Annotated in this window: 23 protein-coding genes; 16 read left to right on the top strand and 7 right to left on the bottom strand. The window is 65.4% G+C overall.

The window, feature by feature from the left end:
- The first annotated feature begins 246 nt into the window (after positions 1 to 246).
- From fliL to QOU61_RS26040, 6 genes are all read left to right on the top strand, one after another.
- Positions 247 to 750, top strand: coding sequence for a flagellar basal body-associated protein FliL (gene fliL, locus QOU61_RS26065; RefSeq protein ID WP_289654069.1), 504 nt, complete (start codon positions 247 to 249; stop codon positions 748 to 750).
- Positions 751 to 771: 21 nt separating this feature from the next.
- The gene (gene fliM / locus QOU61_RS26060) at positions 772 to 1,980 is read left to right on the top strand and encodes a flagellar motor switch protein FliM (protein WP_289654068.1); all 1,209 of its coding nucleotides are present in this window, start codon (positions 772 to 774) and stop codon (positions 1,978 to 1,980) included.
- On the top strand, positions 1,977 to 2,417 hold the full coding sequence (locus QOU61_RS26055; RefSeq protein WP_289654067.1) for a DUF6468 domain-containing protein: 441 nt from the start codon (positions 1,977 to 1,979) through the stop codon (positions 2,415 to 2,417). The genes fliM and QOU61_RS26055 overlap by 4 nt, the downstream gene beginning before the upstream one ends.
- Positions 2,414 to 3,184: a MotE family protein gene (locus QOU61_RS26050; protein ID WP_289654065.1), complete on the top strand. Its 771-nt coding sequence runs from the start codon at positions 2,414 to 2,416 to the stop codon at positions 3,182 to 3,184. The genes QOU61_RS26055 and QOU61_RS26050 overlap by 4 nt, the downstream gene beginning before the upstream one ends.
- Positions 3,185 to 3,274: 90 nt before the next feature.
- A complete protein-coding gene (locus QOU61_RS26045) occupies positions 3,275 to 7,039 on the top strand; it encodes a tetratricopeptide repeat protein (protein ID WP_289654063.1) in 3,765 nt (1,254 codons plus the stop codon).
- A 78-nt stretch (positions 7,040 to 7,117) separates the two neighbouring features.
- Complete coding sequence (locus QOU61_RS26040; RefSeq protein ID WP_289654061.1) at positions 7,118 to 7,354, top strand: hypothetical protein; 237 nt, start codon at positions 7,118 to 7,120, stop codon at positions 7,352 to 7,354.
- A gap of 104 nt (positions 7,355 to 7,458) precedes the next feature.
- On the opposite strand, the gene QOU61_RS26035 is transcribed toward QOU61_RS26040, so the two are convergent.
- The gene (locus QOU61_RS26035; RefSeq protein WP_289661762.1) at positions 7,459 to 8,535 is read right to left on the bottom strand and encodes a Rossmann-fold NAD(P)-binding domain-containing protein; all 1,077 of its coding nucleotides are present in this window, start codon (positions 8,533 to 8,535) and stop codon (positions 7,459 to 7,461) included.
- Positions 8,536 to 8,721: 186 nt separating this feature from the next.
- On the bottom strand, positions 8,722 to 10,026 hold the full coding sequence (locus QOU61_RS26030) for an MFS transporter (RefSeq protein ID WP_289654060.1): 1,305 nt from the start codon (positions 10,024 to 10,026) through the stop codon (positions 8,722 to 8,724).
- Positions 10,027 to 10,186: 160 nt separating this feature from the next.
- Here QOU61_RS26030 and QOU61_RS26025 point away from each other — a divergent pair, with 160 nt between their 5' ends.
- Both QOU61_RS26025 and QOU61_RS26020 read left to right on the top strand, forming a co-directional pair.
- Entirely contained in the window at positions 10,187 to 10,831 is a 645-nt protein-coding gene (locus tag QOU61_RS26025) for a DJ-1/PfpI family protein (RefSeq protein ID WP_289654059.1), read from the top strand.
- Between the two features lie 227 nt (positions 10,832 to 11,058).
- Positions 11,059 to 11,463, top strand: coding sequence for a cupin domain-containing protein (locus QOU61_RS26020; RefSeq protein ID WP_289654058.1), 405 nt, complete (start codon positions 11,059 to 11,061; stop codon positions 11,461 to 11,463).
- An 83-nt stretch (positions 11,464 to 11,546) separates the two neighbouring features.
- Here the strand turns inward: QOU61_RS26020 and QOU61_RS26015 are convergent, their stop codons facing one another.
- Complete coding sequence (locus tag QOU61_RS26015) at positions 11,547 to 12,164, bottom strand: helix-turn-helix domain-containing protein (RefSeq protein WP_289654057.1); 618 nt, start codon at positions 12,162 to 12,164, stop codon at positions 11,547 to 11,549.
- Positions 12,165 to 12,309: 145 nt separating this feature from the next.
- Between QOU61_RS26015 and QOU61_RS26010 the strand changes: the two genes are divergently transcribed.
- A complete protein-coding gene (locus QOU61_RS26010; protein ID WP_289654055.1) occupies positions 12,310 to 13,359 on the top strand; it encodes a flavin reductase family protein in 1,050 nt (349 codons plus the stop codon).
- A gap of 93 nt (positions 13,360 to 13,452) precedes the next feature.
- Here the strand turns inward: QOU61_RS26010 and QOU61_RS26005 are convergent, their stop codons facing one another.
- The 4 genes from QOU61_RS26005 to QOU61_RS25990 all read right to left on the bottom strand — a co-directional run bounded on the left by QOU61_RS26005 (position 13,453) and on the right by QOU61_RS25990 (position 16,823).
- Positions 13,453 to 14,046: a phasin family protein gene (locus QOU61_RS26005; RefSeq protein WP_289654054.1), complete on the bottom strand. Its 594-nt coding sequence runs from the start codon at positions 14,044 to 14,046 to the stop codon at positions 13,453 to 13,455.
- Positions 14,047 to 14,252: 206 nt separating this feature from the next.
- Positions 14,253 to 15,083: a transporter substrate-binding domain-containing protein gene (locus QOU61_RS26000; protein WP_289654053.1), complete on the bottom strand. Its 831-nt coding sequence runs from the start codon at positions 15,081 to 15,083 to the stop codon at positions 14,253 to 14,255.
- Between the two features lie 7 nt (positions 15,084 to 15,090).
- Entirely contained in the window at positions 15,091 to 15,849 is a 759-nt protein-coding gene (gene fliP / locus QOU61_RS25995) for a flagellar type III secretion system pore protein FliP (RefSeq protein WP_289654052.1), read from the bottom strand.
- Positions 15,846 to 16,823, bottom strand: coding sequence for a flagellar biosynthetic protein FliO (locus tag QOU61_RS25990; RefSeq protein WP_289654051.1), 978 nt, complete (start codon positions 16,821 to 16,823; stop codon positions 15,846 to 15,848). The genes fliP and QOU61_RS25990 overlap by 4 nt, the downstream gene beginning before the upstream one ends.
- A 355-nt stretch (positions 16,824 to 17,178) precedes the next feature.
- Between QOU61_RS25990 and flgB the strand changes: the two genes are divergently transcribed.
- The 7 genes from flgB (at position 17,179) to cckA (ending at position 23,499) form a co-directional block, all read left to right on the top strand.
- A complete protein-coding gene (flgB, locus tag QOU61_RS25985; protein ID WP_289654050.1) occupies positions 17,179 to 17,583 on the top strand; it encodes a flagellar basal body rod protein FlgB in 405 nt (134 codons plus the stop codon).
- A gap of 29 nt (positions 17,584 to 17,612) precedes the next feature.
- Positions 17,613 to 18,038 (top strand): flagellar basal body rod protein FlgC, encoded by a 426-nt coding sequence (gene flgC, locus QOU61_RS25980; RefSeq protein WP_289654049.1) that lies wholly within the window; start codon positions 17,613 to 17,615, stop codon positions 18,036 to 18,038.
- Between the two features lie 11 nt (positions 18,039 to 18,049).
- A complete protein-coding gene (fliE, locus tag QOU61_RS25975) occupies positions 18,050 to 18,367 on the top strand; it encodes a flagellar hook-basal body complex protein FliE (protein WP_289654048.1) in 318 nt (105 codons plus the stop codon).
- Positions 18,368 to 18,499: 132 nt separating this feature from the next.
- The gene (gene fliQ, locus QOU61_RS25970; protein ID WP_289654047.1) at positions 18,500 to 18,763 is read left to right on the top strand and encodes a flagellar biosynthesis protein FliQ; all 264 of its coding nucleotides are present in this window, start codon (positions 18,500 to 18,502) and stop codon (positions 18,761 to 18,763) included.
- Between the two features lie 65 nt (positions 18,764 to 18,828).
- Positions 18,829 to 19,596 carry a flagellar biosynthetic protein FliR gene (fliR, locus tag QOU61_RS25965; protein ID WP_289654046.1) on the top strand — a complete coding sequence of 256 codons (768 nt, stop codon included), beginning with the start codon at positions 18,829 to 18,831 and terminating at the stop codon, positions 19,594 to 19,596.
- Positions 19,597 to 19,617: 21 nt separating this feature from the next.
- Entirely contained in the window at positions 19,618 to 20,697 is a 1,080-nt protein-coding gene (flhB, locus tag QOU61_RS25960) for a flagellar biosynthesis protein FlhB (RefSeq protein WP_289654045.1), read from the top strand.
- A 243-nt stretch (positions 20,698 to 20,940) separates the two neighbouring features.
- Positions 20,941 to 23,499 carry a cell cycle histidine kinase CckA gene (gene cckA / locus QOU61_RS25955; protein ID WP_289654044.1) on the top strand — a complete coding sequence of 853 codons (2,559 nt, stop codon included), beginning with the start codon at positions 20,941 to 20,943 and terminating at the stop codon, positions 23,497 to 23,499.
- The last annotated feature ends 49 nt before the right edge of the window (positions 23,500 to 23,548 follow it).

Raw genomic sequence — 23,548 nt, 5'->3', positions numbered from 1 at the left:
GAAAGTGCTGTTATTTTAAGGGGTTGACTGTTTCGAACGGGGCGCGCGGGGGCGGCAGAAAGGTCTTGTTGACCATGTTTGCCCGGCAACTTTTTCCTAGTTGAGGGACAAAAGAAAGCATCCGTTAACCATTGTTACCGTAGCGTCACCATCGAAGGAGCGCGTGTGCGCTGGGGGTCGTTGGTTCTGCGTCATTAGCCTGCCTGGCGGCATTCGGTTCGGTTACGGCAAGCGGAACGGGCGGCAATGGCAGACAACGAACCGGCGGCAGAAGGCGGCGGCGAGGGCACCGAGGTCGTCGCCGCGCCGAAGAGCAAGCTCAAGCTCATCATCATGGTGGTCGGCCTGCTCGCCGTTGTCGGCGGCGGCGCAGCCACCTGGTTTCTCTTCTTCCGCCATCACGACGAGGAGGCGCATGCCGAAGCGGCGCCGCCGCCCAAGCCGCCTGCGTTCGTCGAGGTGCCGGACATGCTGGTCAACCTGGTCGGCTCGCCCGGCGAGCGCGTGCAATATCTCAAGGTGAGGCTGGTGCTGGAAGTGAAGGAGGAGAAGCAGGTCGAGGCGATCAAGCCGAACATGCCGCGCGTCACCGACATCTTCCAGACCTACCTGCGGGAGCTGCGGCCGGCCGACCTCAACGGCTCGGCCGGCCTGTTCCGGCTGAAGGAGGAGCTGACGCGGCGCGTCAACAGCGCAGTGGCGCCGATCCAGGTGTCGGCGGTGCTGTTCAAGGAAATCGTGGTTCAGTGACGGGACAGGCTTGAAGCAGCCATGGCGGGCAACGATCCGGTCGACCAGGATGCCATAGCCGCCCAATGGGAGGCGTCGCTCGGCTCTGAGGATCCTCAGGCCGCGGCGGAGGCGGCCGAGTCCAACGAACTCACCGAGGCGATGGCCCTGCAATGGGCCGCCATGGTCGAGGACGGCGGCCGCGAATTCGGCAGCAGCAGCGGCAAGAACAACGGCGAGCGGGTCCTCTCCCAGGAGGAAATCGACAATCTGCTCGGTTTCTCCGTCAGTGACGTCAATCTCGACGAGAACTCGGGCATCCGCGCCATCATCGACTCGGCGATGGTCTCCTACGAGCGCCTGCCGATGCTCGAAATCGTCTTCGACCGCCTGGTGCGGCTGATGACGACGTCCTTGCGCAACTTCACCTCCGACAACGTCGAGGTGTCGCTCGACCGCATCACCTCGGTGCGGTTCGGCGACTACATGAACTCGATCCCGCTGCCGGCGGTGCTCTCCGTGTTCAAGGCGGAGGAGTGGGAGAATTTCGGCCTTGCGACCGTGGATTCCAGCCTGATCTACTCGATGATCGACGTGCTGCTCGGCGGCCGCCGCGGCAATTCCGCGCTGCGCATCGAGGGCAGACCCTACACCACGATCGAGACCAACCTGGTCAAGCGCCTGATCGAGGTCGTGCTGGCGGATGCCGAGCAGGCGTTCCGCCCGCTGTCGCCGGTGAAATTCACCATCGACCGGCTCGAGACCAACCCGCGCTTTGCCGCGATCTCCCGGCCGGCCAACGCCGCGATCCTGGTGCGACTGCGCGTCGACATGGAAGACCGCGGCGGCAATATCGAACTGCTGCTGCCTTATGCGACCATCGAACCGATCCGCAACGTGCTGTTGCAGATGTTCATGGGCGAAAAATTCGGCCGCGACCCGATCTGGGAGGGCCACTTCGCGACCGAGATTTCCCAGGCGGAGATCGCGGTCGATGCCGTGCTGTACGAGGCCGACATTCCGCTCAAGCAGCTCATGACGCTGAAGGTCGGCGACACCTTGCCGCTGGAGATGCGCCCGGACGCGCTGGTCGCGGTGCGCTGCGGCAACGTCACCCTGACCGAAGGTCGGATGGGGCGGGTCGGCGACCGCGTCGCGATCCGCGTCACCAAGCAGCTCCGCAAGCCCGGCACGACGCTGGCGATGTTCGAGAAGGTCGACGAGCAGAACAAGATGTTGGAGGCCCAATGAATCATTCATTAGGTATCGCAATCGAGACGCTGGTGGCGGCGCTGCTGGTCATCACGATCGGCTACTGCATGCTCTTGAACACGCGGCTGAAGCGGCTGAAGGCGGACGAGCATTCGCTCAAGGCCACCATCGCCGAGCTGATCACCGCGACCGAGATCGCCGAGCGCGCGATCGGCGGGCTGAAGCACACCGTGCGCGACGTCAACGAGCATCTCGGCAGCCAGCTCGCCGCGGCCAACCAGATGGCCGAGCATCTGCGCAAGCAGCTCGCCGAGGGTGACAATGTGGTGCGGCGGCTCTCCAAGATCGCGATCGCCGCGCGGCCGGCCGCGGATGCGCCCGAGCCGGTCGCCGCCAAGGTCACGCCGGCCAAGGCACTCGCCGAAGCGGCCCAGGCATTCTCCGAGCGCAGAAGGTCCAACGGCCTCGCCGCATGAAATCGTTCCGTAACATCCGCGTCATTCCCGTCGTCCTGGTCGCTGTCGCAGGACTTGCCGTGCTGAAGGTCGCAGGCCTGCTGCTCAACGGCGGCTATGTCTTCGACTACCAGCCGCAGTCGAGGCAGCCGTCCTGGGCGCAGGAGACGCTGAACTTTCCGACCGGCCGACCCGATCCCGCCGACATCACCGGCTCCGTGCATGAGAAGCCGAAGGAGCCGGAGCCGGCCAAGCCCGCCGTGGCGGCGCCCGAGTCCAAGCCCGAGGGCGTCGTGATCAAGCCGGAGGAAAATGCCGGCGTCTCGCCCTCGGAACGCGCGATCCTGGAGCGGCTGCAGGCGCGCCGTCAGGAACTCGACGCCCGCGCCCGCGAGATCGACATCCGCGAGAGCCTGCTGAAAGCCGCCGAGAAGCGGATCGAGACGCGGGTCGAGCAGATGAAGGCGGTGCAGTCGCAGTCGCAGGCCGCGGCCGACCAGAAAGCGGAAGCCGACGCGGCGCGCTTCAAGGGCATCGTCACCATGTACGAAGGCATGAAGCCGAAGGACGCAGCAAGGGTGTTCGACCGGCTGGAGATGCCGGTCCTGATCGAGATCGCCTCCCAGATCGCCCCGCGCAAGATGTCCGACATCATGGGCCTGATGCAGCCGGAAGCCGCCGAACGGCTGACCGTCGAGCTTGCCCGTCGCGCTTCCGGCGACAAGTCGGCGGCCTCGGCCGAGCTGCCCAAGATCGAAGGCAAGCTGCTGTCGCAGAAGCCGAATTGAGCGGCATGTTTAATGGACCGTTAAACCGGCAATTCTAGAGTCGTCGCGCGGGCGTTTGCCGGCGATGGTTTATTCGGAAGACAGTTGGGAATGGCGCGCGAAGCTGCCGCTGGACTTTGGTCGCGTTTCCGCGCTCGCGCGCGGAAGCCGGGCCGCTGCCTGCTCGCCGCGCTCGTTGCTTTCGGGCTGACCTTTGCCGAAACCGCACAGGCCGATCCGGTCAAGGGCGACGCCACGTTTTCCGCGGCCGGCGGCTATGCGCGGCTGGTCCTGAAGCTTGCCGAGGACGTCAACTCGGAGGTGGTGACCGCGGGCTCGATCATCGTGATCCGCTTCGCCCGCCCCGTGGACATTCCCGTCGACAAGTTGTCCGACGCGGTGCCCGACTACGTCTCCTCGGTCCGGCGCGACCCCGACGGATCGGCGATCCGGCTGTCGCTGGCGCGGCGCGCCACCATCAACACCATGACCGCCGGCGAACGCATCTTCGTCGACTTCCTGCCCGATGGCTGGACCGGGCCACCGCCGGCCCTGCCGGCCGAGGTGGTGCGCGAGCTCTCCGAGCGGGCGCGCGCCGCCGAGCGCGCGCTGCGGCTGCAGCGGTCCGCCGAGGCCGCCAAGAAGCGGCCGCCGATCCGCGTGCGCGCGCTGGTGCAGCCGACCTTCGTGCGCTTCGTGTTCGAGATGCCCGACGGGGTCGGCGTCTCCTCTGTTCTCAACGACCAGAAGCTGACGCTGGCCTTCGGCGCCACGCTCAACTTCGACCTCGCGGATGCCAAGATCGCGGCACCGCCGAACGTTGCCGCGATCAACCAGCGCGCAGACGGCGATTCCACCGCCGTCGACGTCACCCTGATCGGCGATGTCGACGTCCACTCGTTCCGTGAAGAGAAGAACTACGTCGTCGACATCGCCTTCCAGCAGCCGGACAAGCCGAAGCCGGCCTCGCCGTTGACCGAGCTGCCGCAGGCGGCGAAACCGCAAGTGGCGGCCGCGCCCGAGCCTGCGGCAAAAGCCGCCGCGCCGGCGTCCGCCGAGATCAAGCCGCCGACGTCGGAAAGCCTGGCGCGCGAGGCCGGGATCGAGATCAAGCCCGATGCCGCGCCGAAGCAGGCGCCCGCGACGGAAGTCGCGGCGGCACCGGTCGCGGAGCCCGCCGCAAAGCCTGCGCCGACCGAGGCCGCCAAGGAAGCTGCAAAGGAAACTGCTAAGGAAGCTGCCAAGGAAGCTGCCAAGGAAGCTGCAAAGGAAGCTGTCAAGCCCGAGACGGTGGCGATGGACGCGCCGAAGGCCGAGGTGGCCAAACCGGAAGCGCCCAGATCGGAAGCCCCCAGATCGCAAGCGCCAATGCCGTCGACGACGATGGAAGGGGAGAGGCCTGCAGCTGCGGCCGAGGCCGCGCCGCCGGCGAAAGCCGGCGAGGGCGCGGTGGCGGTCGATGTGCGTCGCGAGAGCGAGGGCCTGCGCCTGTCGTTCGGCTTCGGCGTGCCGACGGCGGCGGCGTCGTTCCGGCGCGGCGACAGCGTCTGGCTGGTGTTCGATTCCACGCAGCCGCTCGACGTCGAGACGATCCGCAGCAGCGCCGGCGCCATCATCAGCGACATCAACCGCCTGCCCCTGCCGCAGGGGCAGGCGATCCGCATCCGTCTCAACCGTCCGCAGATGCAGTCGCTTGCGAGCGACGATCGCGAGAGCGGCGCCAGCTGGACGCTGACCTTTGCCGACAGGGTGATGGCGCCGCCGCAGCCGCTCGGCGTGATCCGCAACATCGCCGATCCCGCCCACGCCAATGTCGCGGTGCCGTTCGCCGCGCCCGGCCGCCTGCACCGCGTCACCGATCCCGACGCCGGCGACACGCTGCTCGTCGTCACCGCGCCGCCGCCGACGCGCGGCTTCATCAAGCGGCAGGACTTCGTCGACCTGTCGATCCTGGAATCGACGCATGGCGTCGCGGTGCGTCCGAATTCCGACGAGGTTGCGGTCGAGGTCGGCGCCGACAAGGTCATCATCGGCCGGCCCGGCGGGCTGACGCTGTCGTCGGCCGGCGTCGCGGCGGAGCGGGCGACCACGGCGGTGCGGCCGATTTTCGATCTCGACGAATGGCGAAGGAACCAGAGCGACCGTTTCCTCAAGCGCGAGGATGCGCTGATCCAGGCGCTCGCCGCCACCGACGCCGACCAGCGCGGGCAGGCGCGGCTCGATCTTGCCCGCTTCTTCATGGCGCGCGGTTTCTACCCGGAGGCCAAGGGCGAGACCGAGGTGATCCTGGCGGACCCCAACGCGCGGGTCGAAGAATCCATCGTCCGCATGGTGCATGCGGTGGCGAGCATCCTGATGGGCCGGCCGGAGGTCGGGCTGAAGGATCTCGCAAGCCCCGTCATCGGCGAGAACTATGACGCGCAGCTCTGGAAGGGGCTCGCCTATGCCCGGCAGGGCAAATGGGCCGAGGCGCGCGAGAAGTTCAAGAATGTCGATTTCGCGATCGCCTCGCTGCCTCTGGAATTGCAAAGCCTGGTGACGCAGGCGGCGATGCGCGCCGCGCTCGAGGTGAAGGACTATGCCGGCGCCTCGCGCCGCCGCAGCGAGCTCGACGTGATCGGCGCTTCGCCGGAGACGATGGCGGCGATCGCGGTGCTGTGCGGCCGGCTTGCCGAGGCGCTCGGCCACGACAAGGATGCGCTCGACGAATACAAGGTGGCGCTCAATTCCGCCGACCGGGGCGCTGCGGCCGAAGCCAGGCTGCTCGAGCTTGCGCTGCGCGAGCGGCGCAACGAGATCGGGCAGAGCGACCTCCTGCGCGAGCTCGAGACGCTGGCGATGATCTGGCGCGGCGACGCGATCGAGGTGAAGACGCTGCAGATGATGTCGCGCCTCTATTCGGACACCGGCCGCTACGCGGAATCGCTCGGGGCTGCGCGGGGGGCGACGAGATTGCTGCCCAATTCCGACATGGCGCGGCAGGCGCAGGACGCGGCTCAGGCGCTGTTCAGCGAGATCTTCCTGGGACCGAAGGGCGACGAGCTGCCGCCGATCGAGGCGCTCGCGATGTTCTACGACTTCCGCGAGCTGGTGCCGATCGGCCGCCGCGGTGACGAGCTGATCCGGCGGCTCACCGACCGGCTGGTCTCGGTCGATTTGCTCGACCAGGCCGCCGAGCTGCTGCAATACCAGGTCGACCACCGCCTCGAAGGCGCGGCGCGCGCGCAGGTCGCTGCCCGTCTCGCCATGGTCTATCTTGCCAACCGCAAGCCGGACCGTGCGATCGGCGCGCTGCGCTCGACCCGCATCGCCGACCTGTCGGGCGAGCTGCGCCAGCAGCGGCTGCTCCTGGAGGCGCGGGCCTTGAGCGACGTCGGCCGCCACGATCTCGCGCTCGACATCATCTCCAATATCGGCGGCCGCGAGGCGATCCGCCTGCGCTCCGACATCTACTGGGCGGCGCGGCGGTGGCGGGAATCCTCCGAGCAGATCGAGCTCTATTACGGCGAACGCTGGCGCGACTTCAAACCGCTGAACGCGGCGGAGAAGAGCGACATCCTGCGCGCCGCCGTCGGCTATGCGCTCGCCGAGGATACGATCGGCACCGCGCGCTTCCGCGAGAAATATGCCGGCCTGATGAGCGGGGAGGCCGACCGGCTCGCCTTCGACGTCGCGAGCAAGCCGGGCGCGGCCAGCAGCGCTGAATTCGCCGCGATCGCCAAGATGGCGGCCAGCGTCGACACGCTGGAAGGTTTCCTGCGCGAGATGAAGACCCGCTTCCCCGATGCGGTGGCGCGCGCGCCGCAGCCCAAGGCCGATCCGGTTTCGACCGGCTCGCTGCCCCGGATCGTCGGGCGCGTCGAGGCGTCGCGCTGAGCCGCGTTCGGCACTGAGGGCCTCGACAGTGGCGCGCCGAAACGGCAACCTGCCCGCGACCCATTGGCCGGAGGATCCATGAGCAAGCCCGTCAAGACCGAAGCCGAACTCATCGCGATGGCCCGCGCGGAGCTCAAGGTGCATGCCGACTGTCCGGACGGGATCGCGATCGCGGTGGTCCGCGACGGCGAAAGCTGGGAATTCCGCGCCAGCGCCGGTGCGGAGACCGTGGCAAAGCCCGGCTATCCCGAATGCGTCGCCATGCTGGTCCAGATCGGCGACCATCTGTCGAAGCAGTACGATCTTGCGGAGTAGACGGGTTCGGCGGCAGTTCGGCCAGGTTGTTGTTTTGACGCGTTTTCTTCACGCGAACCGGTACCCACTTCGCTCGAAAACGCTATAGGCGACCGGCGTTCGCCTCACACCGCGACGGACGGCTGTCTGCGATTGGCCGCGAGCCGGCGGTCGACAAGCTCGACGATCTGGTCGATCGCCGGATGACGCATGCCTTTCTGGCTTGCCAGCAACTGCACCAGCTTGTCGGCGCGTTCGACGTTCCGCGCGCCATTATTGAGCGCCCGCGCGACCGAGGCCGGGCGCGTCAGGCCTTTGGCCGCCGCGGCATATTTGTCAAACGGCACGAGTTCCTCGCGCCGGGCGCCGAGTGCAACACAAAGGTCAATGACGAAATCGTAGATTGAGCGCGACTCGGCGAGATTCGCGTACACCGCTTCCTGCGCGGTGCGCATGCCGTCCGGCGTGATGCAGCGATAGTTGCCGGCGAGAAGCATCGACCATTTCGCGAGCGGTACGAACAGCGAATCGTGGAAACGCAGCTTGACCGGCAATTCGGACAATCCCTCGGCCGTATTCACCCGCGCGGCATCAATGTCCTTTTCAATCTGCCGCAGGATATTGTTGGCAGCCTCGTCGTCGAAGCGCGCGACCTTGAAATTGGTGGGCAGGGTGACGTGAAGGAAGTTGGCCTTCTCCTCGGGAGGGCGCACCGCCTGTGGGTCGGGGCTGCAGAGTGTCAGCATGCCCGGATCGAAGCCGTTCCAGACGGACGGGTCGGTGTAGGCCTCTCTCACGGCGTCCGTGTCGATGCCCGGGATGCGTCTTATGTAAGGGAGAGGGGGCATATTCATGATCGACATGCAGGGCACGCGCGATTTCGCGACCCGGTCAAGCAGTTCACGAACGGCAGGCGAACTGTATTGCGGCTCCTGCATGGCAAGACCAATCAGGTCGTAATCCGCAGGACTGACCTCGGCGGGGCCCGCCGCGGAGACCTTGCCGGGCAAATTCCGGGAGTCGATCAGGACCGGCTCTTTGCCGACGCGGATCGGCATGCGCACACGAAAGCCTTCGCCGTTGATCAGCGCCGCCTCCTCGGGAAGACAGACGAGCTTCACGTCATGGCCGCCAAACATGATCTTGGAAGCCAGCAGCGATCCGTAGGATGCGCCGAGTATCAGAATATTGTAGTGCGACATGGGTCGACCTCTAGTGTCCCGATTCCGAAGTCCGCATGATGAACGCGCGGTCCGCAATGATGCGGACTTCGTCCCCGGGATTTTTCTTGTTTGATCCTCGCATTGCCGGCGGGCCGCCTCTCGCCCGCGAGGCGGCCCATTGGGATATGTGGCGCAATCACTCCGGCCGCACACCCTGTATCGCGGTCACAAATCGCTGAATGCGGTCTCTCGCGATGCCAATGTCGCGACCAGCGTGATGGCGCCAAGCGCGACGAGGTACCAGGAAATCGCGTGGGTGCTACCGAAATAGGCGAGCAGCCCGGTCGCAATCATCGGAGCAAATCCGCCGCTGATCGCCGCCGCGACCTGCACGCCCAGCGACGCGCCGCTATAGCGCACCCTGGTTCCGAACAGTTCCGGCACGAACGAGGCTTGCGGACTGAACATCAGGCCGTGGGTGATGCTCATGATGATGGCCATTGAAACCGCGATCGTCGTGGGGTCTTTCGTCTCCATCACGGTGAACAGCGGGAAAGCGGCAATCATCGAAAGGATCGCGCCTGCAATGTAGAGAGGCTTGCGGCCGACATGGTCGGACAGCAGCCCAAACAACGGCAGCGTGATCAGTTCGAGCAGGGCGGCATAGAGCACCGAGTTCAGAATGACCGTTTTGGGCAAGCCGAGGCGCGAGGTCACGTAGTAGACCAGGAAGCCGGTCAGGACGTAGACCCAGGCCACCTCCGATACCTTCAGGCCGACTGCGATGACGAAATTCCTGAAATCCTTTGACAGCACCTCGATGATCGGAGCTTTCGCCACCTCCCCGTGCTCCTGGACCGCCGCGAATTTTGGCGTTTCGGTCAGCCTCAAGCGGACGAACATGCCGACGCCGACGAGAATGACGCTCAACAGGAAGGGAATGCGCCAGCCCCAGCTCATGAATTGCGCTTCGGGAAGTTGCGACACGACCAGGAAAACCATCGTCGCGCAAACCATGCCGAGCGGAAAACCAACCTGGACGAGACTGCCGAGGAAGCCGCGCCGGCGAGGATCGCCGCTTTCGATCACCATCAGGGTTGCGCCGCCCCATTCTCCGCCGATGCCGATGCCCTGCGCCATGCGGAGAATCAGAAGGAGGATCGGGGCGAGGACACCTATCTGCTCGTAAGTCGGCAGGCACCCGATCAGGAATGTGCCGCCGCCCATGATGATCATCGTCATGGTCAGCATCGCCTTCCGGCCGAGCTTGTCGCCGAAGTGACCAAAGATGACACCGCCCAGCGGGCGCGCAACAAATCCCACCGCATAGGACCCGAATGCGGCGAGCGTGCCGACCAGCGGATCATAGTTCGGAAAGAACAGCTGGTTGAAGACCAGCGCGGCGGCCGTGCCATAGGCGAGAAAGTCGTACCATTCGACCGTGGTGCCGAGCACGCTCGCGAATACGATCTTCTCGATGCTGGCTCCGTCCTTGGATACAGCGGCGTCAACGGCCTCTGTTGCGGACATCTCTTCCTCCCTGGCTGATGCGGCGGGATATGTTTTCCCGCGTTCAGCCCCCAGCATCGTCAGTTGACAGAACGTTGTCAACTAAGTTTACTAATAAGATACAATTTCCACGAAAGTTTCTTTCGGAGGTAGGGAGCCGGGCATGCCGAATACGACCTTTGTGATCCACGCCTATGATGGCGTCGAGCCGATCGACGTCGGCGCGACATTTGGCGTCCTTTCAATGGCAAAGCGCCTCGATCCCGGAATCGAAATGGTGCTCGTGGCCGCCAAACCGGGGCCGGTCCGGCTCGCCAGCGGGCTGGAAATCATCGCGCCCTACGGTGTGACGAATTGTCCCGAAGGCGACGTGCTGATGATCCTGGGCGGTGCGACGTGGCCCGAACTGTGCGAGGACGCCGCAACCCTGGAATTCATCCGCGGCTTCGGACGCAAGGCCATCGTCGCTTCAGTCTGCACGGGAGCGTTGATCGTTGCGGGCGCCGGGCTGCTGGATGGTAAGACCGCAACCACACGACGCTACGCGCCGAGGGGCGTCGAAACCCCGCTCTCGCTCATGGAAAAGCGCTACCCCCGCGTGACCGGCGTCGAAGCGCGCTTCATCGATTCCGGGGCGGTCGTAACGGGCGGCGGGGTGGTGCTTGCGGTGGATACGACGCTGCACTTGCTGGCAAGGCTGCGTGGCGCCGAGATCGCCAGAGAAACCGCGCGGATCATCGAATATCCCTGGAGCGGCGAAGGCGAGTTGGCCGACGGGCATAGTGGCGGCCAAACCCGCCAAAACGATCCAGTGGTTCGATTCTAACATTCGTATCCCGCCACGGCAGGCTCCTTTTGCGAATGTTGGAAGCAAAGGACCATCGGCAAATTGTTGTTTCCGGTGGCGCTTTGGATGTGACGTTCGCATCCGGGAATCGCGGTGAGGGGGTAGCGAACGTCCAATCCGCTTGACGAGGTGTCTCGGCGCGACGGGTTGACATGTTGTCAAAAAAGTATCCTAATAGGAAATCTTTTACGAAGGGAGAACGTCAAATGGATCCGCGCTTTGTCTCGAAAGAGCCCACCCCGGGTGGCTCGGTCTACGTGAAACCGGGCGCCATGGAGTGGAAACCGTCGCAGTTCGAGGGCATCCAGATCAAGGTGCTCTACGAGAAGCCGGAAACGGGCGAGCTGACCTGCCTGCTCAAATGGGAGCCTGGCACGACGCTGCCGTTTCACCAGCATCCTGAACTCGAGCAGAGCTTCGTGCTCGAAGGCTCGTTCTACGATCATGACGGCATCTGCCGCGCCGGCGAGTTCGTTTGGCGCAGGCCTGAATCCTATCACGAGACCAAGAGCGATGAGGGATGCATCCTCCTCGCGGTTTACCGCAAGCCGAACAAGTTCGGCGACAAGGCTGGTTTCGGCGTCGAAAAGGAAACGGCCGCCGTAGCCTGAGCAGACGCGACCTGACCGGGGACGCTGCTTGCGGCGTCCCCTTTTTTGCGGACAGCTCTTTTTGCGCGGCGAGGATTGTCGCTCTAGGCGCGGTGATCCGGTTCATAGATCACGACAAGCGCCTTCGCCTCGCCGGATTTGCCGCGTCCACGGTGGCGCTGCCGGGCGTCGAAATAGATGCAGTCGCCGGGCCTCAGTTCAAACATTTCGCTTCCGACCTCGAATTCGACGATGCCGCTCAGCACGAAAATCATTTCCTCGCCGCCGTGCTCGAAAAATACCTCCTTCAGGATTTGCGACGGGAAGGTGAACAGGAACGGCGACATATGCTTGCCCGCCGCGTTTTGCACCAGCGATTGATAGTCATAGCCGAACGATGTCGCGCCTCGGACCACGTTGCGCCGCTCGTCGGCGCGCACCACCGAAACACCATCGTATTCCTGGTGCCGCGGCTTGCCGCTCTCGATGAGGTCGGCGAGGTCGGTACCGAGCGCCTTGGCCAGCTTCGACAAGGTGGCAAGCGGCGGAGTCTGGCGGCCGGTCTCGACCTTCGACAAATAGCCTTTCGTCAGGCCGATCTCCTGCGCCAGCGAATCGAGCGTTCGGTCCTGCATCTTGCGCAGTTTCCTGATCCGGCGACCGAGGCTGTCAGCATCCGGGCTGGTGCCGGGCTCGGTTTCCGATGTGTCCATGGCCGTCATGGCGAACCGTCACTCTCGTAAAATTGTCGATGAATCAAAGCTTCACAGCCGAACTGGTGCTGTTCGCACCAATAGCGCCTTCCATGCGAAATCTCCAGCGGGGGCCATTTGATCTGTAAAAAGTTTCCTGATAAGAAACATTGCGATGGGTAAGCCGATGCGAAGCCGACGGTACAAGATAGCCCGAAAGATTCAGGAAACCGCCAACACGCTTTCCGTCTTCCTGGTTTCGGAAGATGCAGCAGCGCTGGAGAGTTTCCGGGCAGGCCAGCATCTGGCGGTCGAAGTGCCCGGCGTGGGTGACCGCAACTATGTGTTGTCCGCGTTCTCGGCGCAGCCCAGGACATACCGTCTCACCATCGTTCATGGCGACCCGTCGGCCGGTTCCGATGGCGCTGTCGCCTACTGGACGAAGCAGGCCACGAAGGGCGACGTTCTCGAGGCCCGGGGCCCGGAAGGGGGATTTCATCTGCCGGCCGAACTCACCCGGCCCGTTGTCGTCCTCAGCAAGGACATTGGTGAAGCCGCGGTCACGCCGATCGCGGAAGAACTCGCCGTCAGGGCAGCGCATCACCACGCCGTCTTCCTGCACGGCACCTTCAACAGTGCGACCTTTGCGTTGAAGGGAAAATTGGCGTCGCTCAAGGCGGACCTGCCTCAGGCAAGCTGGAAAATCTGGTTCAGCCATCCGCTGCGCTTCGATCGGCCGGGCAGGGCGTACGATCTGGGCGGCGAACTGGATCTCGGTGAATGTCTGGACTTCCTTCCGCAGGAGGAGTTCGACGCCTATGTCTGCGGGCCGGATGAATTCGTGGCGAGGACGGAGGCGGCGCTGCGCGGCCTGGGCGCGCGCTGCCGCAACCTCTTCACCCAGAGCATGGGCGTCACCATCGCTCCGCCGGTTGATGTGGAGCCGGAAGGGCAGCTGCCGCCGCTTGCGCCTCAAGCGGTCACTTTTGCGCGCTCCGGCAAGCAAGGTACATGGACCGTCGACAACGGCACTTTGCTGGAGTTTGCGGAAAGTCTTGGCATCAAGGTGCCGTTCTCATGCCGAACGGGCATGTGCGGCACATGTGCGCACAAGATCGTCGCGGGCGACGTCGTCAAGGTCAGGCAAACTACGGCAAGGATAGGTGAGCACCATCAGCTTCTCTGTTCGACAGTCCCGGTGAGCGCGCTCACAGTCGAACTCTGACGCGATGTGAAGGGTAAGCCGGTCCTGCACGCCACCGGGCCGCGCTTGCGGCGCGGCCCGCTCAGCGATTGCGCAGGGTAGAGCGCGGGCCGTTCAGCGCTTGCGCTCGGTGATGCCGGCGACAAATCCCTCGAACCGCTTCAAACGCTGCTTCGCCAGCTCGCTGTGCAGCTCGCGGATCTTGCGCGACTCGGCCATGAAAGTGTCAAAAGCCTCGCGCGCGAACTCGCTCTGCAGCTCGAATGCCTTGGCCGGCGAGCGGACCCCGGCAAGCCTCTCCAGGAAAGAGCGCGTCTGCTCAAGCGACTTCCTGGAGTAATCGCCATAGGCATTCGCGATTGACAGCGGGCTGACTGGCGCGGCGTCCGCAGGGCTGGCCGTGCCGGCCGGCGAAGGCTCCGTGGCGACATCGTCGGCGTGGTCTTCCACGGCGACCGGCGTGTGGACCGGCTCGCTGAGGGCCTTCAAAAGTTCGGCGTCGATCGCCTCGCCAATCGGTTCTTTGACCGGCTCCGCAATGGGCTCGCTGACCTGCTCCGGCGCGGCCTGCGCCGGATCGGGCTCTGCTTCCTGCTGCTGCGCGATGGCCTTGCGGTTCCGCTGAGCCGCCTTCTTGCCCGGCTGTGCCGGCTTACGCTTGCGCTCGCCGGATTTCCCGGTCGGTTGATTGTCGTCTGCATTCAACATGAGTGGATGGCTCCCCCGCTTCCACGTTCAACGCAAACAAGTCTCAGCCATCTTTGCGCTGGATTTGCGGTTGTGGCGTGTTCGACGCGCGCCGCTGATGTGGTGAGATTTGGAAGAGCCTAGTGGAGCTTGAATTCTAACATTCGCAAAGCGTGGCGCCGCAAATGGGGAGCGAATGTTGGAATTGGACCACCAGCTGTTCCGCCTCACGGAACCCGCACGCCCTGCAGGTGGTTGTCGGCGATCGCCTTCGCCACGGTTCCGTTGGCGCGGATCTGGGCGACGAATGCATCGATCGCGGGCAGCGCGGCTGCGGCGCGCTTGCGAACCCCGATCGCCATCGCCACCACGTTGAAGCGGCCGCGCAGCACTTTCGCGCCGGGCAACGCGGCGGCGATCCGGTGCGCCAGATGCAGGTTCTCGGCGTAGAGGTCGGCCTGTCCCGTTGCCAGCGCCTGCCGCGCCGCCTCGAAGCCGCCGGGAACGGGAACGATCTCGGCATTCTTGATCAGGCGCGTGAGCACCGTATGCGGCGCGCTTCCTTGCGCGACCGCGATCCTGATCCCGGTATGGTCGACGTTATCGGCACTTGCGAACTTCACGCCCGCTCGCGCCACATAGCCGTTGTCGACCTCCATGAAGGGGCTGCTGAAGACGAGGTGGTCCTTGCGCGCGGGATCGCGCGCGGCGATCCCGACGTCCCAATCGTCGCTCGCAAGGCTCTGGTTGTAGCGCGCCGGGTTGTCGTAAGGCTTCAGATCGAGCGGAACGCCGAGCTGCGTTGCCAGCGCGCGGGCGATTTCGACGGAAACCCCGCCGAGCGCGCCATCGGCGGCACGCGTGATCAGCACGGGGTTGGAGACGATCAGCGCCGCGCGCAGCGTTCCCGTCGGGCACAGCGTTACGGCGGTCGCGGCGTCCGGTCCTTTTTCTTGTTCGTGAGCCTGGGTTTGCGCATGGGCCGTGCGGGCAAGCAGCACCGCAGTCGCGGCGGCAAGCCAGTGCCGCCGGGTCATGACGGTGCGCGCTCGCCGCACGGTCGGCTCAACCGCCCCCATAGCTCTGCACCAGGCTGCCCGCGACCAGCGACCAGCCGTCGACGAGCACGAAGAAGATCAGCTTGAAGGGCAGGGACACCACGACGGGTGGCAGCATCATCATGCCCATCGACATCAACACCGAGGCGACCACGAGGTCGATGATCAGGAAGGGAAGGAACAACAGGAAGCCGATCTCGAAGGCTCGCTTCAGCTCCGAGATCATGAAGGCCGGCACCAGGATGCGCAGCGACAGGTCGTCGGGCGTTGCCGGCGGCGGCTCGCCCGAGAGGTCGAGAAACAAGCGCAAGTCCTTCTCGCGCACGTTCTTCTGCATGAAGCCGCGCAGCGGCACCGAGGCGCGCTGCAGCGCCTCCTCGACCGAGACCTGGTTGGCGATCAGCGGCTTGATGCCGTCGTCATAGGATTTCTGCAGCACCGGCCCCATCACGAAGGCGGTCAGGAACATCGCCAGCGCAATGATAACGGAGTTGGGCGGGGCGGTCGCCGTGCCCATGGCGGTGCGCAGCAGCGACAGCACCACCACGATGCGGGTGAACGACGTCATCATGATCAGGATCGACGGCGCGATCGACAGCACCGTCAGCAGCGCGATCAGCTGGATCGCGCGCTCGGTGACGCCGCCATTGCCCTGGCCGAGATTGATGCTGATGTCCTGCGCCCAGGCGGCCGCGCCCGCCAGTGTGGTGGCGGCGATCAGGACAATGAGAAATAAAACTCTACGCGGAAAGCCCGCGGTCCTCACGAAGAAGACGGTTTCGGACGGCCGAGCAGGGAGGCCATCTCGTCTTCGAGGTTCTCAAAGCTGCTCTTGGCCGGTGCCGCCTGCGGCTCGGTGCGGGCGGCACGGACCGGCGGCGGCTCGGGGGCAACCGGCGGGGCGGCCTCGGGCGAGGATGCCGGGCGACGCAAGGCGGCTTCGAGGCGCTGGGCCATCTCGGCGAGATTCTGATCCGCATTTTGCGGCAATGGCGGCGGCGGTGCCGGGGGCGGCGGAGGCGGCGGTGGTGCGGCGGCCCGCTCGGGCGCCGGCGCGCGCATCGGCGGCGGCTTCGGCGTCTCAGTTGCACGCTGCGGCCGCGGCATCAGCGGTTCGGCGCGGGTCATCCGCTGCGGCATCGGCTCGGGACGCGGTTCGGGTCGCGGCTCGCGCGGTTCGGGCCGCGGCTCGATCCGGGTGTTGATCGGCTCCGGCGCGAAGCCGGCCAGGGGATCGTTGCGCGGATCGGGGCGCCGTTCGGCATGCGCAGGCATCGGACGGCGCACCTCGTCGGCGAAGGAGGGACGTGCCGGACGCGGCGGCGGTTCCGGCATCTGCGGCTCCGGAAGATCGAAGCCGCCATCGCCACGCGCTGCTTCACCCTCGGCCCACGCCGCGTCGGGCAGGGGCGCGATCCGCGGCGGCAGTTCGGTGCCGACGCCGCCGGTTCGCTGCGGAAGCTGCTCGCGGCCGGCTTGCGCGCGCACGATGTTCGGTTCCACGACGATGTCGGTCGGGCCGCCGATCATCAGGAGATGCTCGACATTGTCGCGCCGGACCAGCACCAGGCGACGCCTTCCGTCCACCGCGGCGGCGTCGATCACCGCAAGCCGCGGCATTCGCCCGCGGTTGGGGTTGGTGCCGAGCCGATTGGTCGCGAATCGGCGCACCAGCCAGGCCACGAGCCCGATCAGCGCCAAGACGGCGACGAACGCGACGAAAAAGGTCAATGGGTACATGCTTGTCCCCGGCAAATGCCGCTTTCGTCAGGCCCCTTCGCTGATCGCGCGGCGCGCGCGATAACGCTGGCAGAAGGCCTGGTTAGAACGATCTCTTAACCCCTCACGGCAGGACCTGCCGCCCACATCTCTTAATAACCTATGAATCGGCCGGACCAAAACGACTTCTTGCGCCTGAAGCAGTGGCCGCGCGAGTTGGGTTAACGGGCCATTCGTGGCGAAAATGCGCTCGAAGGGGGCCGATCCGGATTCATCCGGGAGGCGGGATCTCGATTTTAACCAGCCGTTAACCATACACGCGGCAAATTCTGCCTAGTGGGAGAGCATCAGGCCTCGCCACAAGGGGGCAGCCGCAATGTCGATCAGCGATCTACCCGTGTTGTCGGTGTTGCGGACCAAGATGCAATGGCATCAGGAGCGCCAGCGTGTGCTGGCCGAGAACGTCTCCAACTCCGACACACCGAACTTCAGGCCGCGCGACCTGGTCGCTCCGAAGTTCGACAAGACCGGCGCGGTCGCGGGTTCCATGGGCTCGCTCGCGATGATGCGCACCGCCGGCGATCACATGGCGTCGTCGGCCGCAGCCGAGAGCTTCGACCAGAACCGCCGCGCCGGCTTCGTGACGCGGCCCGCCGGCAATGCGGTCAATCTCGAGGACGAGATGCTCAAGTCCTCGGCCAACCAGATGGATTACGCCGCGGTGACCTCGCTCTATTCCAAGAGCCTGCACCTTCTGAAGACCGCGATCGGCAAGGGCTAGGTTGAACGGGGCCGTGGAGGAGCAGGGGCATGGCTGAGGATTCAAGCGATTTCGTCCGCTCGATGGCGATTGCGACCTCGGGCCTGCGCGCGCAGGCCGGACGCATGCGGGTGATCTCGGAAAATCTCGCCAACGCCGATTCGACCGCGCCGACGGCCGGCAGCGATCCCTATCGCCGCAAGGTGCCGACCTTCTCCTCCGAGCTCAACCGCGCGCTGGATGCCAAGGTGGTGACGCTCGGCAAGATCAAGCCCGACAATTCCGCGTTCCGCGTCAAGTACGAGCCGAGCAACCCCGCTGCCGACGCCAGCGGCAACGTCAAATATCCCAACGTCAATCCGATGATCGAAATGACCGACATGCGCGACGCCCAGCGCTCCTATGAGGCGAACCTCAACATCATCAGCGCCACGCGCCGGATGATCCAGCGCACCCTCGACATCCTCAAGAGCTGAGAGAAATCATCATGGCTTCACCGACCGTCGCCGCCAATGCCTATGCCAGTCTCGCCCGCATCCTCAATCCGGGCGAGGCGGGCAAGGGCTCCGATACCGGTACAGGTACAGGTCCTTCGTTCTCCGCGCTGCTCAAGGACGCGATGGGCAGCGTGCTGGAGACGGGACGCAAGTCGGACGCGCAGACCGTGGCGATGGCCGCGGGCAAGGCCAATGTGATGGACGTGGTGACGGCGGTCGCGGAAACCGACGTCGCGGTGTCGACGCTGGTCTCGGTGCGCGACCGGGTGATCCAGTCCTACGAAGACATCATGAAGATGACGATCTAAGGGGCGCGAAAGGCGAGCGGCGGCTGGCGGATTGGGGGGCTTATCCATTCGCCATTCGCTGCTCGCCATTTGCAGCAATCGGCCGAACGCCGGTTTTGAAATGGTGAGGCAACCGCAAGTGAGAATGCAAAAATGACCGGTCCCGAAACCCTCGACGTCGCACGCGATGCGATCTGGACCATCGTGGTGGTCTCCTCGCCGCTGATGGTGGTCGGCCTCGTGGTCGGCGTCGTGGTGTCGCTGTTCCAGGCGCTGACCCAGATCCAGGAGCAGACGCTGGTGTTCGTGCCGAAGATCCTTGCGATCTTCGTGACCATGCTGCTGGCGCTGCCGTTCATGGCGGATTCGCTGCACGGTCACATGATGCGGATATCGTCGCGAATCATCGGCGGCTGATGCATTCTTTGTCGTGCGGCGGGAATTGAAATTGATCGCCTTGGCTGCCGCCGGAATGCTGGACGATGCGGATCGATATCTCATTTCTGCCGGCGCTGGCCGCGGCCTTCATGCTGGTGTTCGCCCGCATCGGCGCGATGGTGATGCTGCTGCCGGGGCTCGGCGAGTCCAACATCCCGGTGCGCGTCAAGCTTGCGATCGCCGTGATGCTGACCTTTATCATCCTGCCGCTGCATCGCAACGCCTACACGATCGACCTGCAGTCGATGGCGGCGCTGCTGGTGCTGATGCTGCGCGAGATCGTGATCGGCATCGTGCTCGGGGCCACGGCGCGCGTGACGCTGTCCGCGCTACAGGTCGCGGGCTCGGTGATCGCGCAGCAGATGGGGCTCGGCTTCGTCACCTCGGTCGACCCGACGCAGGGCCAGCAGGGCATCCTGATCGGCAACTTCCTCACCATGCTCGGCGTGACCATGCTGTTTGCGACCGACAGCCATCACCTGGTCATCGCGGCGCTGAACGACAGCTACAAGATCTTCGCGCCGGGCGAGATCCTGGCGAGCGGCGACGTCGCTTCGCTGGCGACGCGCGCCTTCGCCGCCGCCTTCAAGATCGGCCTGCAGCTGTCGGCGCCGTTCCTGGTGTTCGGACTGGTGTTCAACCTCGGGCTCGGCGTGCTGGCGCGGCTGATGCCGCAGATGCAGGTCTATTTCGTCGGCGTTCCGCTCTCCATCATCGCGGGCTTCCTGATCCTCGCTGTCGTCATCGCGGCGATGATGGGAAGCTTCCTCGATTATTTCGGCGACGTGATGCACGACCTGATGCCTCGATAAATCGAAAATAGCAGGCACTCGATGGCCGACGAGAGCGACACGTCAGACAAGACAGAAGACCCGACCCAAAAACGCCTCGACGAGGCGCTCGAGCGCGGCGACGTCGTCAAGAGCCAGGAGCTCAACACCTGGTTCATCATCGCCGGTGCGACGCTGGTGCTGTCGACCTTCTCCGGCTCGATCGGCGGCGGCATCCTGGTGCCGATGCGCAATCTGATCGCCAATTCCTGGATGATCCGCAGCGACGGCCCGGGGCTGCTGGCCCTGGCGCAGAGTCTGGAATATGCCGTGATCGCCGCGATCGGCGTCCCGCTCCTGCTGCTGGCGCTGGCCGCGATCGCCGGCAACATGGTGCAGCACCGCCTGGTGTGGTCGGGGGAAGCGCTCAAGCCGAAATTCTCCAAGATCTCGCCGGCCTCCGGCGCGAAGCGCATCTTCGGCAAGCAGGCCGCCGCCAATTTCGCCAAGGGCATCTTCAAGATCACCGCGCTCGGCGCCGTGATGGCCGCGATCCTGTGGCCGGACCGCCATCGCCTCGAATCCATGGTGCGGCTCGATCCGACCGCGCTCTTGTCCACCACCACGGGGCTGACCCAGCACCTGATGGGAGCCGTGGTCGCAATGCTCGCGGTGGTCGCGATCGGCGACTACCTGTTCCAGTACCGGCAGTGGTTCGAGCGGCAGAAGATGTCGGTGCAGGAGATGAAGGAGGAGTTCAAGCAGTCCGAAGGCGATCCGCACGTCAAGGGCCGCATCCGGCAATTGCGCAATGCGCGGATGAAGAAGCGCATGATGGCGGCGGTTCCGAAGGCCTCCGTCATCATCACCAACCCGACCCACTATTCTGTCGCGCTGTCCTACGAGCGGGGCATGTCGGCGCCGATCTGCGTCGCCAAGGGCGTCGACCAGGTCGCGCTCAAGATCCGGGAGGTCGCCCGCGAGCACGACGTGCCGGTCGTGGAGAACGTGCCGCTGGCGCGTGCCCTCTATGCGACCGTCGACATCGACGAGGAGATCCCGGTCGAGCATTATCATGCGGTCGCCGAGGTCATCGGCTACGTCATGGGGCTCAAGCGCAGCCTGTCCGGCCGGCGCCACTAGCGGAGCGGATTTGACGTTCCTTTCGGTTTCGCCGCGCTATCTTCAAAGGAACGTCAGAGCCAAAGCCACACTGGAGGGGATGCGGGCCGGGGCCGAACGGCGTAGAATAACGGCTGGAAAGTCCAAGGAAATCGCCGCCTGACGCCTTGCGCTGCCCGGTCCGATTCAGGCAGTGAGGGGGTAGGTTTTAGTGGCGTAAGTACCGCAATTTCCTCTCACCCCGACAGGCCGCGTCCTAAGCCAATGACCAGCGCAACCGACAACGATACGGCATCGGAACCGATGGTCGTGCACGAGCCGCCGCGGCGCGGCGGCAGCATCCTGCTGGTGCTTCTGGTCGCGGTCGCGCTGGTCGCCGTCGCGCTCGGGCTGACCACGATCGGGCGCGCGCAGGCGCAGCCCTATATCCTCGGCGTGCTGGCGCTGCTGGCCATGGTCGGGCTGTTCAACCTGTTCGCCTTCGCCGCCGGCATCGTCCGCTTCGCCAACCGCCGCGCCGACGATCCGGTGGTCGGCCGCATCGCCGATAACGCCTTCGACGGGCTCGCGGTGACCGATCCGCGCGGCCATGTGGTCTATGCCAACGCCGCCTACCTGGCGCTGACCGGCGCGGCCTCGGCCCGGGAGGTGCGCCCGGTCGAGCGGGTCTTCATCGGCAATCCCGACGTATCGGAGGCGGTGTTCCGCCTGCTCAAGGCCTCGCGCGAGGGCAAGCGTCAGCAGGAGGAAGTGCGGATCGCGGGCCAGGAAGGCGGCCACGGCCGCTGGCTGCGGATGCGGGTGCGGCCGCTGGGCGCCGGCAAGCGCGAGGCGAAGTATGCGGTGTGGACGGTCGCTGACATCACCCGCGACCGCGAGCGGCAGGAGGACGTGTTCCAGGAGCTGCAGCACGCCATCGAATATCTCGACCACGCGCCGTGCGGCTTCTTCTCGGTCAATGCGGCCGGCGACATCGTCTATGTCAATGCGACGCTCGCCAACTGGCTCGACCATGATCTCGCCGAGATCGGCTCCGGCGGCCTCAGGCTCGCCGATATCGTCTCCGGCGACGGCACGGCGCTCTTGACCTCGATCACCGCGGCGCCGGGCGAGGTCAAGACCGAGGTGTTCGACATCGACCTGCGCATGCGCGGCGGCAAGACGATGCCGGTCCGTCTCTATCACAAGCTCGCCTTCGGCGCCGACGGCGTGCCCGGTCCGTCGCGGACGCTGGTGATCAGCCGCGCCCGCGACGAGCGCGCCGATCCGCAGCGCGCGGCCGAAGTGCGCTTCATGCGCTTCTTCGACCACACGCCGATGGCGATCGCGACCGTCGACCGCGCCGGCGCGGTGGTGCGCACCAATGCGCGCTTCGTCAAGCTCGCGCAGGCCCTGACGCCGGACGGCTCTGCCGCCAAATCGATCTTCCGCGTGGTCAATGCCCGCGACCGCGGCTTCCTGATCGCGGCGATCAACCGCGCCGCCGAAGGGCAGGGCGATATCGCTCCCGTCGAGGTGATGCTGGAGGGGGCGAAGGAGCGCTGGGGCCAGTTCTTCGTCACCTCGGTCGAGGAGGACGAGCGCGAGACCGAAGCCGCGATCGTCTACATGCTGGAGACCACCGAGCGGCGCGCCCTGGAGAACCAGATCAACCAGTCGCAGAAGATGGAGATGGTGGGCCAGCTCGCCGGCGGCATCGCGCACGACTTCAACAACGTGCTGTCGGCCATCATGATGGCCAACGACTTCCTGCTGAACGCGCACAAGCCGACCGACCCGTCGTTCCAGGACATCATGCAGATCAAGCAGAACGCGACGCGCGCAGCGACGCTGGTGCGGCAGCTGCTCGCCTTCTCGCGCCGGCAGACGCTGCGGCCGCAGGTGCTCGATCTCGGCGACGCGCTGAGTGACCTCACCATGCTGCTGCGGCGCCTGATCGGCGAGAAGGTCAAGCTCGACCTAGTGCACGGGCGCGACCTGTGGCCGGTCAAGGTCGACGTCTCCCAGTTCGAGCAGGTGATCGTCAACCTCGCGGTCAATGCGCGCGACGCGATGCCCGACGGCGGCAAGCTGACGGTGAAGACCGGCAATGTCACGGCCGGGGAAGCCGGCCAGCTCGCCTACAAGGGCATGCCGGCGGCGGACTATGTCCGGATCGACATCGCCGACACCGGCACCGGCATCCCCGCCGATATCCGCGAAAAGATCTTCGAGCCGTTCTTCTCCACCAAGGAGGTCGGCAAGGGCACCGGGCTCGGTCTTTCCACCGTCTACGGCATCATCAAGCAGACCGGCGGCTTCGTCTATGTCGACTCGGAGGAAGGCAAGGGCACCGCGTTCCACATCTTCCTGCCGCGGCACCGCCCCGAGCAGGACGCGCAGCACGAGGCGCAAGCGGCCAGCGCAGCGAAGGAGGCGGCCGAGCCGGCCAAGCCGCGCACCGACCTCACCGGGCAGGGCACCATCCTGCTGGTCGAGGACGAGGAGGGCCTGCGCTCGCTGAACGCGCGGGGCCTGCGTTCGCGCGGCTACAGCGTGATCGAGGCCTCGAACGGCATCGAGGCCATGGAGGCGCTGGAAGAGAAGAACGGTGCGGTCGATCTCGTCGTCTCCGACGTGGTGATGCCGGAGATGGACGGTCCGACGCTGCTCAAGGCGATGCGCGAGCGCAACCCGGAGTTGAAGATCATCTTCGTCTCCGGCTATGCCGAGGACGCCTTCGACAAGAGCCTGCCGGAAAACCAGCAATTCGCCTTCCTGCCGAAGCCGTTCACGCTGAGCCAGCTCGTCGCGGCGGTGAAGGAAACCATGGCTCCGCCATGAGCCGTACCATGACCCCTGGGAACCGCCTGCGCTGCAGCAATGGCCGCGC

Source organism: Bradyrhizobium sp. NP1 (assembly GCF_030378205.1).
GTDB lineage: Bacteria > Pseudomonadota > Alphaproteobacteria > Rhizobiales > Xanthobacteraceae > Bradyrhizobium.
This window is presented reverse-complemented; position numbering and strand designations above follow the sequence as displayed.